Source organism: Janthinobacterium kochi (assembly GCF_051380715.1).
Lineage (GTDB): Bacteria > Pseudomonadota > Gammaproteobacteria > Burkholderiales > Burkholderiaceae_D > Janthinobacterium.
In genome coordinates, this window is record NZ_JBNYXO010000008.1 from 176789 (window position 1) to 193782 (window position 16994).

Genomic DNA, 16994 nt, shown 5'->3' on the forward strand with positions numbered 1-16994 from the left:
GTCCTGAACCAGAATCAGAAAAGAAACTATAATGACCATACAAATCAGCATCTACGTGCTAGGCCTGTTGATCGTCCTCGCGCTGCTGTTTGACTTCATGAACGGCTTCCACGATGCCGCCAACGCGATCGCCACGGTGGTCTCGACGGGTGTATTGAAACCGCAGACCGCGGTTGCCATGGCCGCCACCTTCAACTTCGTCGCCATTTTCGTGTTCCACCAGCTGACCGTGGCCGCCACGGTGGGCAAGGGCACGATTGACCCGGCAGTGATCGACCAGTACGTGATCTTCGGCGCGCTGATGGGCGCCATCTTCTGGAATTTGTTTACCTGGTACTACGGCATTCCCTCGTCGTCCTCGCACGCGCTGATCGGCGGCCTGGTGGGCGCCGCTGTCGCCAAGTCCGGCACGGGCGCGCTGGTCGCGGCCGGCCTGTGGAAAACCGTGGCCTTCATCGTGATCGCACCCGTCTTGGGCTTCGTGTTCGGCTCCATCATGATGCTGATGGTGTCGTGGATATTCGTGCGCTCGACGCCGCGCAAGGTCGACAAGTGGTTCCGCCGCCTGCAACTGGTATCGGCGGCGGCTTACAGCCTGGGCCACGGCGGCAATGATGCGCAAAAAACCATCGGCATCATCTGGATGCTGTTGATCGCCGCCGGCTACTCGAACGCGGCTGACGCCATGCCGCCGCTGTGGGTCATCATCTCGTGCTACACGGCCATCAGCTTCGGCACCCTGTTCGGTGGCTGGCGCATCGTCAAGACCATGGGCCAGAAGATCACCAAGTTGAAACCCGTCGGCGGCTTCTGCGCCGAAACGGGTGGCGCGATCACCCTGTTCGTCTCGACGGCGCTGGGCATTCCCGTGTCGACCACGCACACCATTACGGGCGCCATCGTCGGTGTCGGCTCGGCACAAAAAATGTCGGCCGTGCGCTGGGGCGTGGCGGGCAACATCGTCTGGGCCTGGATCTTCACGATTCCCGCTTCCGCGTTTGTCGCCGCAGTTGCCTGGTGGATTGGCCGCCACATCATGTAAGGTGGCCTTGGGCCAACTGAGCGCATGTAAAAAAAAGGAACCGCGAGGTTCCTTTTTTTTATGCGCCGGCCAGTTCCACCGTCAGTCCCTCGCAGGCGAGGAACACCTGCAGGCCGTCCAGGCGGCTAGCATAGCGGCCCATCACGTCGGCAAAGACGGCTTCGAGCTGCTCGTCGCTGCGGGTCGGCTCGTGGTGGGTGCAGTACAGGCGCCGCGCGCGGCAGCGCAGGGCCAGGTCGAAGGCGGCGTCGAAGGTGCCGTGGCCCCAGCCCTGCTTGGCCGGGTACTCCTCGCGCGTGTACGAGCAGTCCATGATCAGGGCATCGACGCCGGCGACCATGGCGTCGATGCCGCCCTGGCGCTGCACATTGCGCTGCGCGCAGGCCGCATGGTCGGCATGGCCGGGCGGATGCTGGTTGTAGAACGGTTCATGGTCGCCGCTGAAAAACAGCGAGGCGCCGCCGCAGTCGATGCGGTAGCCGAGGTTGATCACCGGATGGTTCATTTCCACGCCGCGCACGCATGCACCTCCCACCTCGACGGTTTCGCCGGGCGCCAGGGTACGGTACTCGATGCTGGCCGCCATGGCCGCTTCGCTGACGGGAAAATAGCTGTCTTGCAGCTGCACCGCCATCACGTGCTCGATGCCCCGTCCGGCGACGGCATCGTGCGCGCCATGCAGGCGCATGCGGTTGCCTGCCACGAACAGGGGGCTAAACATGGGCAGGCCGTGGATGTGGTCCCAGTGGCTGTGCGTGATGAAGACGTGCGCGTCGACCGGCAGGCCGGGCGGCAGTTGCTGCGCCAGCGAGAAGATGCCGCTGCCCGCATCGAGAATGATCAGGCTATCGTTGTCGGTGCGTACTTCGATGCACGTGGTGTTGCCGCCATAGCGCGCCGTGCGCGGGCCGGGGGAGGGGATGGAGCCGCGCACGCCCCTGAACGTGAATTTCATTCAGTACCTTGTTACTGTGTAATTATTGTTGATTCTATTCTAATTAATGAAATTGGCGGCAACATTTATGTGTGTTGCGATACGGAAAGTTATTTCATTTTGTTGTAACTAAGTAATGTACAGTGCGCAGGGTGGCCGTTACACTGGCGCTTGCCGACTTCCCCTTTTTTTGCTTGCCCATTACCTGATTGCCATCAACATGCCTCAGTTGCACCCTGAGAAAATCGCCCACAGACTGGAGCAATTGACCGAACTCAGTGTCGCGCTTGGCCACGGCCTGGGCGGCGAGGGGCACGATATCGGCGCCTTGTTGCAGCGCATCGTGCTGCTGGCAAAAAGCATGAGCGGCGCCGATGGCGCCACCCTGTACCGGCCCATGGCCGAGGGCCGCCAGCTGGCGTTCTACATCAGTGTCAACGACAGTCTGGGCATCGTGCAGGGGGGCGACATGGGCTTGCCGGGCGTGCCCCTGTTCGATGGCGCGGGCCAGCCCAACCTGGCGTCGGTGGCCGCGTACGCGGCGAACATGCGCCGCAGCGTGAATATCGCCGACGTCTACCGCGACGAGGGCTTCAATTTTTCCGGCATGCGCGAGTTTGACCGTCACCATGGCTACCACACGCAATCGATCCTGACGGTGCCCATGAGCGATCATGAAGGCGATTTGATCGGCGTGCTGCAGCTGGTCAATGCCAAGGATGGGGAAACTGGCCAGGTGCGCGCCTTTTCTTCCACCGACCAGCGCTTCATCGAGGCGCTGGCCGCGCAGGCGGGCGTGGCGCTGACGAATCAGCTGCTCATTGCGCAGCTGGAAGAGCTGCTCGAATCGCTGGTTACCCTGATCAATATCGGCATCGATGAAAAGTCGCCCTACACGGGGCGGCACTGCCAGTTTGTGCCCGAGCTGACGATGCTGCTGGCCGACGCCGCACATGCGACCGAAAGCGGCCCGCTGGCCGATTTCCGGCTCAGCGACAACGAGCGCAAGCAGCTGTGGCTGGCCGGTTTGCTGCACGATTGCGGCAAGATCACCACGCCCGTGCACGTAGTCGACAAGGCCACCAAGCTGGAAACCATTTTTGATCGCATCGCCCTGATCGACACGCGCTACGAAGTGCTGCTGCGCGACGCCGAAATTGCCGCCCTGCGCCTGCAGGCGGCGCAGCCGGAACGCAAGGATGCGATTGCCCGCGCGCTGGCGCAGGAGCAGGCGGCGCTGCGCGAAGAGCGCGACTTCATCCGCACGGTGAACATCGGCGGCGAGAGCATGGCGCAGGCCGACCAGGAGCGCGTGCGGCAGATCGCCAGGCGCCGCTGGCGCGCGGCCGATGGCGAACTGCGCGATTTTCTCGACGCCGACGAGATGGAAAACCTGACGATCCGCGCCGGCACCCTGACGGCGGCCGAGCGGGCCATCGTCAACAACCATATCAGCGTCTCGATCCGCATGCTCGAAGCGCTGCCTTGGCCCAAGCACCTGCAGAAGGTGCCCGAATATGCGGGCGGCCACCACGAGCGCATGGATGGCAAGGGCTACCCGCGCGGGCTGACGAAAGAGCAGATGTCGGTGCCGGCGCGGCTGATGGCGATCGCCGACATTTTCGAGGCCCTGACGGCGCGCGACCGGCCCTACAAAAAGGGCAAGTCGCTGTCCGAATCCTTGCGCATCCTCGGCAACTTCAGCCTGAACGGGCATATCGACCCCGAGCTGTTCGACGTTTTCATCCGCAGCAAAGTCTATATGGCCTTCGCTGAAAAGCACCTGCATCCGAGCCAGATCGATGCCATCGACGAGGCGGCCATTCCAGGCTATACCCCTTGAAACCTTTACTGGCCTTGCGCAAGCATGGGGCGCGGTCGCTGCTGGGCGTGGTGCTGACCATCAGCGCCGCCATCCTGTGCCTGGCCGGCAACGACACAATCGCGCGCCTTGACGCCATGCTGGGCGACTGGCGCATGCGCGCGGAAAAGCCGCAGCTCGAGCGCCGCATCGTCATCGTCGACATCGACGAGCAAAGCCTGGCCCGCGTGGGCCGCTTTCCCTGGAGCCGCGACATTCAGGCGCGCCTGGTGCGCCAGCTCACCGGCCATTACGGCGTGGCCGCGCTGGGCTTCGATATCTCGTTTCCCGAAGCCGACACCAGTTCCGGCTACGCCGTGCTGCAAGGCCTGGCGCGCGGCGAACTGGCCGGCGTGGCCGGCTTGCCGGCGCAGCTGGAAAAACTGCGCCCGGCCATGGACTACGACGGCCTGTTTGCCGAGGCCATGCGCGGCCAACCCGTCGTGCTGGGCTACAGCGTGTCGGAGCATCAAAGAAAGGGCGTGCTGCCCAAGCCGGCCTTCACCGTGGCCGATTTGAACGGGCGCAGCGTCACGGCCTACGTGGCGCATGGCTACGAAGCCAATATCGCGCCCCTGCAGGCGGCCGCGCAAGGCGCCGGTATCTTCACGGCGTTGACCGATGCCGATGGGGTGGTGCGTTCCTCGACCCTGTTGCAGCGCATCGGCGACGGCTATTACCCTTCGCTGTCGCTGGCCACCGTGGCCGTCTACCTGCAGGCGCGCGCCATCGCCCCCCGTTTTGCGGGTACGGCCGATACCCTGTCGGCGCGCGAACTGGCCAACGGCGGACTCGAACACATCATGCTGTTCACGCCGCGCGGCGCGCTGGCGATACCGGTGGGCGAAGCCCTGAGCACCACGGTGCAGTACCGCGGCGCTGGCGGCCCCGCTGGCGGCGCCTTCCGCTATGTGTCGGCGTCCGATGTGCTGGCCGGCAGCGTTGCGCCCGCACTGCTGAAGGGGGCCATCGTGCTGGTGGGTACTACGGCGCCCGGCTTGAACGATATCCGCGCCACGCCCGTGAATGCCGAGTATCCGGGAGTGGAGGTGCACGCCAACCTGATCAAGTCCATGCTCGACGGGCGCTTCAAGGCGCGGCCCGACTACGCGCTGGCGCTCGAACTGGTGCAGATCGTGCTGTTTGGCCTGCTGCTGGCGGGCGCCCTGGCCGTGCTGCCTCCAGCCGGGGTGATGCTCGCTACCCTGGGCGCGCTGGCGGCTGTCATCGCCATCAACCTGTACCTGTACGCCGTGCACGACCTGGTGCTGGGCGGCGCCGTGCTGCTGTTGCTGATCGTCGCGCTGTTCATCGTCAACCTGGCGTGGGGCTATTTTTTCGAGGTGCGCAAGGGCCGCGCGCTGGTGGCGCGCTTCGGCGAATATGTGGCGCCCGAGCTGGTGGCCGAGATGGCCGACAATCCGCGCCGCTACACCATGGAGGGCGAGAACCGCGAACTGACGGTGCTGTTTGCCGACGTACGCGGTTTCACGGCCATTTCCGAGCAGCTGGCGCCGGCCGCGCTGCGCGAGTACATCAACGAATACCTGACGGCCATGTCGGAAGATATCCGCGACAGCCATGGCGGCACCCTGGACAAATACATCGGTGACGCCGTGATGGCGTTCTGGGGCGCGCCCGTCGCCTTTCGCGATCACGCCAGCCGGGCCGTGGCCAGCGCCTTGCTGATGCAGGGTAGCGCGGCGCGGCTGAACCAGCAGTTTTGCGCGCGCGGCTGGCCGGCGCTGCGCATCGGCATCGGCATCAATACGGGAGCCATGCATGTGGGCGACATGGGCTCGCGCATCCGCCGCGCCTATACGGTGATGGGCGATAGCGTCAACCTGGCCGCGCGCCTGGAAGGCGCCAGCAAGCTGTATGGTGTGGGCATCGTCGTGGGCGCCGCCACGCGCGCCGCCGCGCCGGACTTTGTCTATCGCGAACTCGATCGCATACGCGTGCTGGGCAAGCAGGAAGCGGTGGCCATCTTCGAGCCGCGCTGCCTGCTGGTCGACGCCGACGTGGCAGAGCTGGCGCAGCTCGAGCGCTGGCACGCGGTGCTGGCCTGGCTGCGCGTGCGCGACTGGGCGGCCGCTGGCGCGCAGCTCGCACGCTTGCAGGCGGACTTTCCCGACGACAGCCTGTACCACCTGTACGCGGCACGCCTGGAGCGCTATCGCAGCCTGCCACCGCCTGCCGACTGGGACGGCGTGACCGTATTAAATAGCAAGTAAGCCTGCCGTGGTGGCGGGAAATGCACGCAATGGGGGCATTTTTCAGCATTGTGGGCACACTGATTGCTGCGCTGCGATAAAAATCAGGGAGAAATGTTAGAAATTTCTGACTGGATACTAAAAGCCGTCTAAAATTTGCCTTCAATCCATTGCCGGATATGCAGGCGCCTGCGGGCCGCGCGCTTGTCCGGTTACACAAGAAATCCTACACATGACATATCGTTTGGTGCACCTGCTTGCGGGTTCCGCGCTGCTGTTCGCTGTCGGCGCCGCGGGCGCTGCCGTTTCCATTTCCATGGATGATGCTGCTCCTGCCATGCAGGAGGACGGCGTGCCGCGCTTCGAGATCCGTCGCTTCGACGTCCAGGGCAACACCCTGCTCACGCAAGCGCAGGTGCAAGCCCTGCTGGCGCCCTTTACGGGAGCACAGCGCGATTTTTCCGACATTGCCCGCGCCGTCGAGGCGCTGGAGGGGGCCTACCGCGCGCGTGGTTACAGCGCCGTGCAGGTGCAATTGCCCGAGCAGGAGCTGGAACGGGGCGTGGTGCGCCTGAGCGTGCTGCAAACGCCGCTTGGCAAGCTCGCCATCAGCGGCAACGCGCATGTAGACGAGGCCAACGTGCGGCGCGCCTTGCCGTCCCTGCGCGAGGGCGAGACGCCGAACTTGCCGGCCCTGTCGCAAAGCCTGAAGCTGGCCAATGAAAACCCGGCGCGCAAGATTGAAGTGCGCCTGCAGGCCGACGAGCCGGCGGGCGCCATCGACGCCATCGTCACGGTGGCCGATGAAAAGCCCTGGAAAGCCATGCTCAACGTGGACAACACGGGCAATGCGCAGACGGGCAAGACGCACGTGGGCGTGGTGCTGCAGCATGCCAACCTGTTCGGGCGCGATCAGGTCGCCAGCCTGCAATACACGAGCAGCCTGGAAAAGCCGGACAAGGTGGGCGTATATGGCGCCGGCTACCACTTGCCGCTGTATGCGCTGGGCGACTCGATGGATTTTTTTGCCAGCTACTCGAACGTCGATTCGGGCAGCATTTCGGCCGGTATTTTCGATCTGGCCGTGAGCGGCCAGGGCAGCATGGCCGGCATCCGCTACAACCAGAACTTTGCCCGCCGCGGCGATTTCGAACCCAAGCTCGTGTATGGCATCGATTACAAGGCTTACCGCAACAGCGTGCAGCTGTTTGGCATGGAACTGGGCGCCGACGTCAGCGTGCACCCGCTCAGCGTCAGCTACATCGGCAACTGGACCTTGCCCACGGGCGAGACCAGCGTGGCGGTCACGTTCGCGCATAACATTCCAGGTGGCAAACACGGTGCGCAAGCCGATTTCGATCGCGTGCGTGCGCACGCCAAGGCGGCCTACAACACCGTGCGCCTGAGCGCCAGCTCGGGGCGTGTATTGGCCGGCGACTGGCAATGGCGCGCGCTGGTCAATGCGCAGGTCACGCCGGACGCGCTGGTGCCGGGCGAGCAGTTCGGCGCCGGCGGCGCCGCGTCCGTGCGCGGCTTTGCCGAGCGCGAGGTGGCCAATGACTCGGGCGTCAACCTGAACCTGGAACTGTACACGCCGAACTGGTGCGGCCAGGCGCTCGCTTACCAATGCCGCGCGCTGGCGTTCTATGACACGGCCTGGCTGCGCCGCAACCATGCGCTGCCCGGCGAAAGCGCTTCGCAAGGCATCAGCAGCGGCGGCCTCGGCCTGCGGTTGCTGCTCAGCCGTTACGCCAATCTGCAACTCGATTACGCCCATGTCGTCAATGGCGGCGACACGGGACAGCGGGGCGCCAACCGCCTGCATTTCCGCCTCGCCTTGGCCTACTAGCATCAGGATGAACACCATGCACAATCACGTCCAGCACGCCTCCGTTTTCGTCCTGACGCAGCCTCATTCGCCGCCCTTGCGCCGCACGGCGCTGGCGCTGCTGCTGGCCGGCTGTTTCGGCGTGGCGCAAGCCAATCCCGCCTTGCCGCAGGTAGTCCATGGACAGGCGACGTTCAACCAGCAGGGCAATGTATTCTCGATCACGAATACGCCCAACACCATCATCAACTGGCAAAGCTTTTCCATCCATGCGGGCGAAATCACGCGCTTCATCCAGCAAAACGGCAATAGTGCCGTGCTCAACCGCATCACGGGACAAGACCCCAGCAAGATCCTGGGAGCGCTCGAATCGAATGGCAAGGTCTTCCTGATCAACCCGAACGGCATCGTCTTTGGCCAGGGGGCGAAAGTGGACGTGAATGGGTTGGTGGCCTCCAGCCTGGGCATGACGAACGAGGACTTCCTGGCCGGCAAGCGCCAGTTTATGGCCGGCAGCGTGTCCGGTGGCGTCAGCAATGCGGGCGTGATCAATGCGGGCAAGGGCGGGCAAGTACTGCTGATCGCGCCGAATGTGGAAAACACTGGGCTGATCACGGCGCCGAACGGCGAGGTGATCCTGGCGGCCGGGCGCAGTGTGCAGCTGGCCGACCCCGGCAATCCGCAATTGCGCGTGCTGGTCTCGGCACCCAACGACCACGCCCTGAACCTGGGGCAGATCATCGCCCAGGGCGGCAGCATCGGCATGGCCGGCGCGCTGGTCAGCCAGCGCGGCGTGCTCGACGCGAATAGCGCCGTCGTCGGCGAGCACGGCAAGATCGTGCTCAAGGCCAGCGGCAAGACGCTGCTCGAAGCGGGCAGCGTCACCAGCGCCACGGGCGCGGCTGGCAAGGGCGGCGAGGTCATGGTGCTGGGCGAGCAGGTAGGTTTGCTGGGCAATGCGACAATCGACGCCAGCGGCGCCACGGGCGGCGGCACGGTCTTGCTGGGCGGTGAATACCAGGGCAAGAACGCGGCCGTGCAGAATGCGCGCCAGGTGCTCATCGGCAAGGACGCCAGCGTGGCCGCCGATGCCGTCAACAGCGGCAACGGCGGCAAAGTCATCGCCTGGGGCAATGAATCGGCCCAGGCGCACGGTAGCATTTCCGCGCGCGGCGGTGCGCAGGGCGGCGACGGCGGCTTCGTGGAAACTTCGGGCTATCACCTGGCGGTCGAAGGCATCCGCGTCGATACCAGCGCCCGCTCCGGCAGAGGCAAGCGCGGTAGCTGGCTGCTAGACCCATTCGATATCGATGTCGTGCAGGGTAGTGGCGGCAGCCTCGAAGACGTAGATCAGTTCATGGAGGGCCTGCCCGCCAGCAGCACCAGCATCGGCGCCGATACCATTTCCGCCGCCAGCAGCAATGTAATCTTGCAGGCCCAGCACCGCATCAATTTCAGCAGTGCCGTGAATATGCTCAATCCCGGCATTGGCCTGAGTGCCACGGCCGGCGAGACGATCAATGTGTATGCGGCCATCACCACCAACGGCGGCAATGTGACCTTGTCCGCCAACGATGCCAGCAGCGGCGCCAACTATGGCCCGGGATCGAACGTCAACCTGAGCGCGTCCATCACCAGCAATGGCGGCAATATTTCGCTATCCGGTGCCAGTGTGGCGGGGGCCGCTGCGGTCAATGTCGGCAATGGTAATCTGAGCTTGCGCGCAAATGTTGCGCTGGGCGGCATCAGCCTGTCGGGCGGCGCCAAGCAGCTCACCGGCAGCGGCATCGCCGGCCAGACGGTGACCTTGCAGGCCGACAATATTACCCTAGCCGGCGGCATCGATGTCGGCGGCACGGCGGGCGGCGCGAATGTCATCATCAAGCCCTTGAGCGGTGCGCGCAGCATCGACCTGGGTACCAAATCTGGCACGACCCTGAGTTTGAACGCGATGGAGCTGGCTGGTATCTCGGCCTCAAAACTGACCATCGGCGACGGCACGAATACGGGCGGCATCGGCATCTCGGATGCGCTCGCTACGGCGGGCGACCTGCGCATCAATTCAGGTTCCGCCATTACGGCCACGGGCGCCGTGACGGTGGGCGGCAGCTTTGTGCTGGACGGCGGCAGCTGGGTGCAAAACGCGGCGGCCCTGCCAGGATTGAGCGCCAGAAACTTTTCCATCGGTAGCGGCGCCAGTTTCCTGCGCGTGGCCGGTGGCAACGGCGGCACGTCCTCCCCCTATCTGATCGCCGATATCTATGGTTTGCAAGGCATCGCCAGCCTTGGCCTTGGCAATAGCTATCGCCTGGCCGGCAATATCGACGCCAGCGACACCGTGAATTGGAACAATGGCCAGGGTTTTGTGCCGATCGCCGGCGGCGGCAACGGTTTTTCCGGCGTGTTCGATGGCGGCGGATTTACGCTCAGTAATTTGAAAATCGACCGCAGCCTGGCGCCAAGTTCGGCGGCAGGCCTGTTCGGCAGCGTGCAGGGCGGCACCTTGCGCAACCTGACCCTGAGCGGCGGCAGCGTCGCCGGCAGGGCCAACGTGGGCGCGCTGGCGGGTGAGGTCGTCACCGGCACGATCGACAACGTGAACAGCAGCATGGCCGTCAGCGGCCAGCGCAATGTCGGCGGTCTGGTGGGCAGCAACGGCGGCGCCATCACGCTGTCGGCCAGCAGCGGCGCCGTCACCGGCGTGAATGCCGACAACGGCGGCGCCATCGGCGGCCTGGCGGGATGGAATGTGTCTGGCGCCAGCATCGCGACCTCGTACGCCACCGGCGTGGTGACGGGCGCGCGTGAAATGATCGGTGGCCTGGTGGGCAACAACCAGGGCGCGCTGAGCCAATCGTATGCCACCGGCAATGTCAGTGGCGCGCGCAGCATCGGCGGCCTGGTGGGCCTGAACGGCGGCCGCATCAATGACGCCTATGCCAGCGGCGCCGTGGGCCGGGCAGGCATTGCCGATTCCATCCTGGTCAGGGAAAACATGGGCGGACTGGTCGGTGAAAGTACGGGCAGCGTCAGCCATGTCTTCAGCAGTGGCGCCGTGACCGGTGACGGCTACGCGACAGTCGGCGCGGTAGTGGGCCGCGTGTCTGCCGGTTCCCCGTTCAGCTTTGGTTTTTTCAACTACGAAACGTCGCTGGTGCAGACCGGTGGTGGCGGCTCCAGCGGCCGCAGCACGGCGCAGATGCAACAGCAAGGCAGCTTCAATGACTACAATTTCAGCAGCGTATGGCGCATCTATGAAGGCTATACGACGCCGATGCTGAAGGTTTTCCTGAAGCAGCTGCAAGTGAACCTCTCGGGCAATGCCACGGGCAAGGTCTACGATGGCCAGCTGGCCGCCTTCCTCGGTTCGATCGCCTATGTGGGACTGCTCGATGGCGATGCCGGCGTGAATGGCAGCCTCGGGTATGGCAACGCGCGCAATGTGGGCAACTATGCAGCGACGGGCCTGTGGTCGACCAAGTACGACATCAGCCTGGGCGGCACGACGACCTTCGCCATCACGCCGCGCGCGCTGACGGTGAGCATGGGCGGCAATGGCAAGGTGTATGACGGCACGCTGGGCTACGACGGCGCCAGTTTTGTGCTGGGTAACGTGGTGGCGGGCGACAACCTCAGCATCAGCGGCAGCACCGCCTTCCTCGATAAGAACGCCGGCAGCGGCAAGGCCGTGCATGCCAGCGGCTTGGTCCTGGGCGGCAATGACCTGGGCAACTACAGCCTGGCCGCAAGTACGCTGGACGGCACGGCGGACATCACGCCGCGTCTGCTGAACTATAGCGTCACGGGCGCGCAGAGCCGCGTCTATGACGGCAGCTTGCAAGCGGCCCTGAATGGGTATTTTGAAGGCCTGGTGACTGGCGACCAGGTCAGCATGGCCGGTTTGCTGGGCAGCTTCCGTGACAAGCATGCGGGCAGCGGCAAGAGCGTCGATTACCAGGTGGCGACGGGGCACCTGGCGGGCGCCGATGCGGGCAATTATGTGCTTTACGACTACGCTGGCAGTACCACGGCCGATATCGGCGCGCGCGCGCTGAACCTGTCCGGCGTGGCCGGCAACAAGGTCTACGATGGCACGACGGGCGCGCAGTTGAGCCTTCTGGGCGATGACCGCCTCGCCGGCGACAGCTTGACGGCCTCGGTCGTTGCCAGCTTTGCGGACAAAAACGTGGGCGCGGCCAAGGCTGTGCAGCTGAGCGGCGCGACGCTGACGGGCGCCGATGCGGGCAATTACTTCATCGTCTTGCCCACAGGCTTGCTGGCCAGCATTACGCCCGCCAGCCTGACGCTGGCAGGCCTGAGCGCCGCCGGCAAAGTGTATGACGGCACTGCCAGTGCAGCCGTCAGCGCATCGGCGAACGGCGTGCTGGGCCAGGATGTGGTCAGCGTGGTGGGCGGCAGCGGCAGCTTTGCCGACAAGAACGCGGGCGCGGGCAAGCTGGTGACGGCCAGCGGTTTCCGTCTGGCCGGCGCCGATGCGGGCAACTACACGCTGGAGACGACGGGCGGCACGGCGCAGGCAACGATTGCGCAAAAGCAATTGTCCACCTGGATCGGCAGTGGCAACGGCTTGTGGAGCGATGCCGCCAACTGGGACGGCGGCGTGGTGCCGGAAGGCGCGAACGTGCTGGCTGTCGACTTTAGCAACAGCAAGGGCATCGTCACCTACAGTGCGGCGGCCGGCAACACCATCCTGAAAAACTTGAATGCCGCAACGGGCTTGCTGCTGACGGGCGGCAGCCTGACCCTCGGTGAAAGTGCGCTCGACCTCTCCGCGCTGAGCGGCCTGGCCGGCCTGGAAATCAGCGGCGGCAGCTTGCTGCTGAACGGCAGCCTGTCGGCGCAGCGCTATGCGCAAGGCGGCGGTATGCTGAGCGGCAACGGTAACTTGCTCGTCGCCAACAGCTTCAGCCAGGCGGCCGGCGCCATCCGGCTGGCGGGCCAGCTGGCCATCACGCAAGCGAATGGCGACTTGCGCTTCGCCAGCCTGGCGGCGAACGATGTGCGGCTGAGCGCCCTGAACGGCGCCATCGGCCAGGACGGTGCGCTGCTCGCCAGCAGCCTGACGGCGCAGGCGAAAAATGGCATCGTGCTGGACCATGCGGGTAACCAGCTAAGCAGTTTTACTGCCAGCAATAGTGCAGGGGGCGGCATTGCGCTGAACAATACCTCGGCGCCCGGCACCTTGACCCTGGGAACGCTGACCACTGGCGCGGGCAATATCGTCATCGACAACACCGGCGGCATCACGGCTGGCAATATCGTTGCGAATGGTGGCAATGTGAGCTTGATCGCACACAGCACCGTCAATGTGCAGGGTGCCATCAGCGGCAACGACGTCACCGTCGACGCCAGCACGGACGTGGCCTTCGGCGACGGCGCGCACGTCAATGCGGCGCGCGCCATCGCGGTCACGGCCGGTACCGGCGTCACCTTTGCCGGCGCAGCCAGACTCGATGTGCAGGCCACGGGCCGCATCGCCGTGCTGGCGAAAAACGGCGACCTGACCGCCGCCGAGACCGTGCGCATCAACAGCCGCGGCGCGCCCGTGTCGCTGCTGGCGCCGAATGGCCGGGTCAACGTGCCGGCCTCGGTGCTGGTGGCCCAGCCGGTGACGACGCCGGTGGTGCCGCCAAGCACCATCATCCGCGCCGGCAATACCGTGCCTGCGTTCAGCGAGCAATACAACCCGCTCAACCAGCTCACTACGCCCAACAACGTGACCACGCCACTGCTGGCGAGCGCCACCTCCAAAGAATCGACGAAGAAAGCAACAGATGATCCTCAAAATGGTATCAAGAAGAATTATTGCAACTAGGTCGATGCTGGCCGGCGCCATGCTGTGGCTGGTGCTGATGAGCATCAGCCTGCATGCGTTCGCCCAAGTGGCGGGCACGGTGACGCAGTTGAGCGGGCCGATGATGGCGAAAAAGGCCGACGGCAAGGTCAAGATATTGTCGCTCAAGTCCGAGGTGGAGGCTGGCGATACGCTGGTGACGGAGAAAAACACCTATGCCCTGGTGAAATTCATCGACAACAGCGAGATCACCCTGAAGCCTGGTACCACCTTCGTGGTCGAGCAGTTCGCCTACCAGGCCGATCAGCCCGACGGCGACCGGGCCTCGTTCAACCTGGTCAAGGGAGGCTTGCGTTCGCTGTCGGGCCTGCTGGGCAAGCGCAACAAGGAGCGCTTCGAGATGAAGACGCCGGTCGCCACCATCGGCATCCGCGGCACGTATTTCACTGCCGAGTATGTCAGCGCCGGTGGCTATGCGGCACCAGGCTCGTCGCTACCCAAAACGGGATCACCGGCAGGGCCGACCCTTGCGCCAGGGCTGTACACGTCGGTGACCACCGGACAAATCGTGGTGAGCAATCCAGGCGGCACGCTCGATATCGCCGCCGGCCAGTTCGGTTTCACGCCCAACATCAGGCAGCCGCCCGTGTTGCTGCCCGTCAATCCCGGCATCAAGTTCACGCCGCCGCCAGTCTTTTCAGCCTCACCATCGAGCTCAGGCAGCGCTGCAGGCGGCAGCAAGCCTGCCGCCATCGACTGCGTGGTGCGCTAAGCTGTTTCCAGCAAATCCGGCACACCTGACAAATAGGGCTTGACCTTCCCATCATGGGATAGCAGATCCTGACCCTATTCGTTAATCTTTCGTACAGGATCTGCCATGAACCAGAGTGCACTCGCTCCCGCCGCATCTCATCTCGCCGCCGCGCATGCTCAGGCACTGGCCATCGAAGGCATGAGTTGCGCCTCGTGCGTGGGCCGCGTGGAAAAGGCCCTGGTCGCCGTGCCCGGCGTGACCCAGGCCAGCGTCAACCTGGCCACCGAAGTGGCCAAGGTCACGTCCAGCACGCCAATTCCGCTGGCCACCTTGCAGGCGGCCGTGGAAAAGGCTGGCTATACGGTAGCGCAGCGCGAGATTGACCTGAACATTGCCGGCATGACCTGCGCCTCGTGCGTGGGCAGGGTGGAAAAAGCCTTGCTGAAGGTGCCGGGCGTGCTGGCCGCCAGCGTCAACCTGGCTACGGAAAGCGCGCGCATCAAGGTGACGGGCGGCCTGGAGACAGGCACCCTGATCGCCGCCATCGACAAGGCTGGCTATGCCGCCACGGTGCCCGCCGTCAGTCAGGCCAGCGCGCCTGTTGCCGCGCCCAACCGTGATGGCATGAAAGTGGCTTTTGCAGCCGTGCTGGCTTTCCCATTGATGTTGCCCATGCTGCTAGAGTGGGCCGGCATCCATTTGATGCTGCCCGGCTGGCTGCAATTCGCCCTGGCCACGCCCGTGCAGTTTTACTTTGGCGCGCGATTTTACAAGGCGGGCTGGAAAGCGGCGCGCGCCGGCAGCGGCAATATGGACTTGTTGGTGGCGCTGGGAACGAGCGCCGCGTATGGCTTGTCCGTCTATCAATGGTTGACGGCGGGTGAGATGCTGCCGCACCTGTATTTCGAGGCGTCGGCTGTCGTCATCACCCTGGTGTTGCTGGGCAAATGGCTGGAAAGCCGCGCCAAGCGCCAGACGACCTCGGCCATCCGCGCGCTGCAAGTGCTGCGTCCGGAATCGGCCCGCGTGCGCCGCGACGGCGTCGAGATCGACTTGCCTGTGGCACAGGTAAAAGTGGGCGACCTGGTGCTCATCCGCCCTGGTGAACGGGTGGCCGTCGATGGCGTGGTGGTGGAAGGCGCCAGCCAGATCAATGAATCGCTGATCACGGGTGAAAGCTTGCCCGTGGATAAGCATGTGGGCGACAAGGTCACGGGCGGCGCCATCAATGCCGATGGCTTGTTGCTGGTACGCACGCAAGCCGTGGGTGGCGAGACGACCCTGTCGCGCATCATCCGTCTGGTGGAAGATGCGCAGGCGGCCAAGGCGCCCATCCAGCACTTGGTCGACAAGGTCAGCGCCATCTTCGTGCCCGTGGTGCTGGTGCTGGCGCTGCTGACCATGCTGGGCTGGTGGTTCGCTACCGGCGAGCTGGAGAACGCCATCATCAATGCCGTGGCCGTGCTGGTCATCGCCTGTCCATGCGCGCTGGGCCTGGCCACGCCGACGGCCATCATGGCCGGCACGGGCGTGGCCGCCCGCTACGGCATTCTGATCAAGGATGCGGAAGCGCTGGAAGTGGCGCACGCCGTCAATACCGTCGTGTTTGACAAGACGGGCACCTTGACCATCGGCAAACCTGCGCTGGCGGCCCTGCATGCGCACGGCATCGAGGACGCACGGCTGCTGCAACTGGCGGCCAGCATCCAGCGCGGCAGCGAGCACAGCCTGGCCACCGCCGTGCTGGATGCGGCCAGCGCGCGCCACATCGAACCCTTGCCAGCCACGGCCCTGTCGGCCTTGCCGGGCCGCGGCCTGGCGGCCCACGTCGATGGCCTGGAACTGAAACTGGGCAGCACACGGCTGATGCAGGAGTTGCAGGTGGACATGGCGCCGCTGGCGGCCCAGGCTTTGTCTCTGGAAAATACGGGCAACACGATCTCGTGGCTGGCTTCGGGAACACAACTGCTGGGTTTGTTCGCCTTCAGCGACCAGGTCAAGCCGAATGCGCAGGCGGCCATTGCCCATCTGCACAGCCTGGGCATCCGCACGGTGATGTTGACGGGAGATAACCAGGGTAGCGCCGATGCCGTCGGCAAGCTCTTGGGCATCGACACGGTGGCGGCGAAAATGCTGCCGGCTGATAAAACCGCTAAAATTGTCGCGCTGAAAGGCGCGGGCGCGAAAGTCGCCATGGTGGGCGACGGCATCAACGATGCGCCCGCGCTGGCCGCTGCCGACGTGGGCATCGCCATGTCGACGGGCACGGACGTGGCCATGCACGCGGCCGGCATTACCCTGATGCGCGGCGATCCGGCCCTGGTGGCGGACGCCATCGATATCTCGCGCCGCACCTACGGCAAAATACGGCAGAATCTGTTCTGGGCTTTTATCTACAATATGATCGGCATTCCGCTGGCCGCCTTCGGCTTGCTCAACCCCATGGTGGCGGGCGCGGCGATGGCCTTCAGTTCCGTCAGCGTGATCAGCAATGCCCTGTTGCTGCGCCGGTGGAAAGCCCGCAGTGCGCATACCAAGGAGTCATAG

General features: G+C 64.7%; 8 protein-coding genes. 7 read left to right on the plus strand and 1 reads right to left on the minus strand.

Going from position 1 to position 16994, the window contains the following annotated elements; genetic code table 11:
- Positions 1-28: 28 nt before the first annotated feature.
- Positions 29-1042: an inorganic phosphate transporter gene (locus ACQ4WL_RS18450; RefSeq protein ID WP_436511122.1), complete on the plus strand. Its 1014-nt coding sequence runs from the start codon at positions 29-31 to the stop codon at positions 1040-1042.
- Positions 1043-1100: 58 nt separating this feature from the next.
- On the opposite strand, the gene ACQ4WL_RS18455 is transcribed toward ACQ4WL_RS18450, so the two are convergent.
- On the minus strand, positions 1101-1997 hold the full coding sequence (locus tag ACQ4WL_RS18455) for an MBL fold metallo-hydrolase (protein ID WP_436511038.1): 897 nt from the start codon (positions 1995-1997) through the stop codon (positions 1101-1103).
- Positions 1998-2196: 199 nt separating this feature from the next.
- On the opposite strand from ACQ4WL_RS18455, the gene ACQ4WL_RS18460 reads away from it, so the two are divergent.
- The 6 genes from ACQ4WL_RS18460 (at position 2197) to ACQ4WL_RS18485 (ending at position 16994) form a co-directional block, all read left to right on the plus strand.
- Positions 2197-3819: a GAF and HD-GYP domain-containing protein gene (locus tag ACQ4WL_RS18460; protein ID WP_436511039.1), complete on the plus strand. Its 1623-nt coding sequence runs from the start codon at positions 2197-2199 to the stop codon at positions 3817-3819.
- The gene (locus ACQ4WL_RS18465) at positions 3816-6071 is read left to right on the plus strand and encodes a CHASE2 domain-containing protein (protein WP_436511040.1); all 2256 of its coding nucleotides are present in this window, start codon (positions 3816-3818) and stop codon (positions 6069-6071) included. The genes ACQ4WL_RS18460 and ACQ4WL_RS18465 overlap by 4 nt, the downstream gene beginning before the upstream one ends.
- Positions 6072-6282: 211 nt before the next feature.
- Entirely contained in the window at positions 6283-7899 is a 1617-nt protein-coding gene (locus ACQ4WL_RS18470) for a ShlB/FhaC/HecB family hemolysin secretion/activation protein (RefSeq protein ID WP_436511041.1), read from the plus strand.
- A gap of 16 nt (positions 7900-7915) precedes the next feature.
- Positions 7916-13714, plus strand: coding sequence for a YDG domain-containing protein (locus ACQ4WL_RS18475; protein WP_436511042.1), 5799 nt, complete (start codon positions 7916-7918; stop codon positions 13712-13714).
- Positions 13715-13718: 4 nt separating this feature from the next.
- Complete coding sequence (locus ACQ4WL_RS18480; protein WP_436511123.1) at positions 13719-14465, plus strand: FecR family protein; 747 nt, start codon at positions 13719-13721, stop codon at positions 14463-14465.
- A gap of 105 nt (positions 14466-14570) precedes the next feature.
- Positions 14571-16994 (plus strand): heavy metal translocating P-type ATPase, encoded by a 2424-nt coding sequence (locus tag ACQ4WL_RS18485; RefSeq protein ID WP_436511043.1) that lies wholly within the window; start codon positions 14571-14573, stop codon positions 16992-16994.

What these genes read in the sequence shown, in the direction of transcription:
- ACQ4WL_RS18470 (WP_436511041.1), top strand. Translation starts at nt 6,283, where the DNA reads ATGACATATCGTTTGGTGCACCTGCTTGCGGGTTCCGCGCTGCTGTTC.
- ACQ4WL_RS18460 (WP_436511039.1), top strand. Translation starts at nt 2,197, where the DNA reads ATGCCTCAGTTGCACCCTGAGAAAATCGCCCACAGACTGGAGCAATTG.
- ACQ4WL_RS18475 (WP_436511042.1), top strand. Translation starts at nt 7,916, where the DNA reads ATGCACAATCACGTCCAGCACGCCTCCGTTTTCGTCCTGACGCAGCCT.
- ACQ4WL_RS18480 (WP_436511123.1), top strand. Translation starts at nt 13,719, where the DNA reads ATGCTGGCCGGCGCCATGCTGTGGCTGGTGCTGATGAGCATCAGCCTG.
- ACQ4WL_RS18455 (WP_436511038.1), bottom strand. Translation starts at nt 1,997, where the DNA reads ATGAAATTCACGTTCAGGGGCGTGCGCGGCTCCATCCCCTCCCCCGGC.
- ACQ4WL_RS18485 (WP_436511043.1), top strand. Translation starts at nt 14,571, where the DNA reads ATGAACCAGAGTGCACTCGCTCCCGCCGCATCTCATCTCGCCGCCGCG.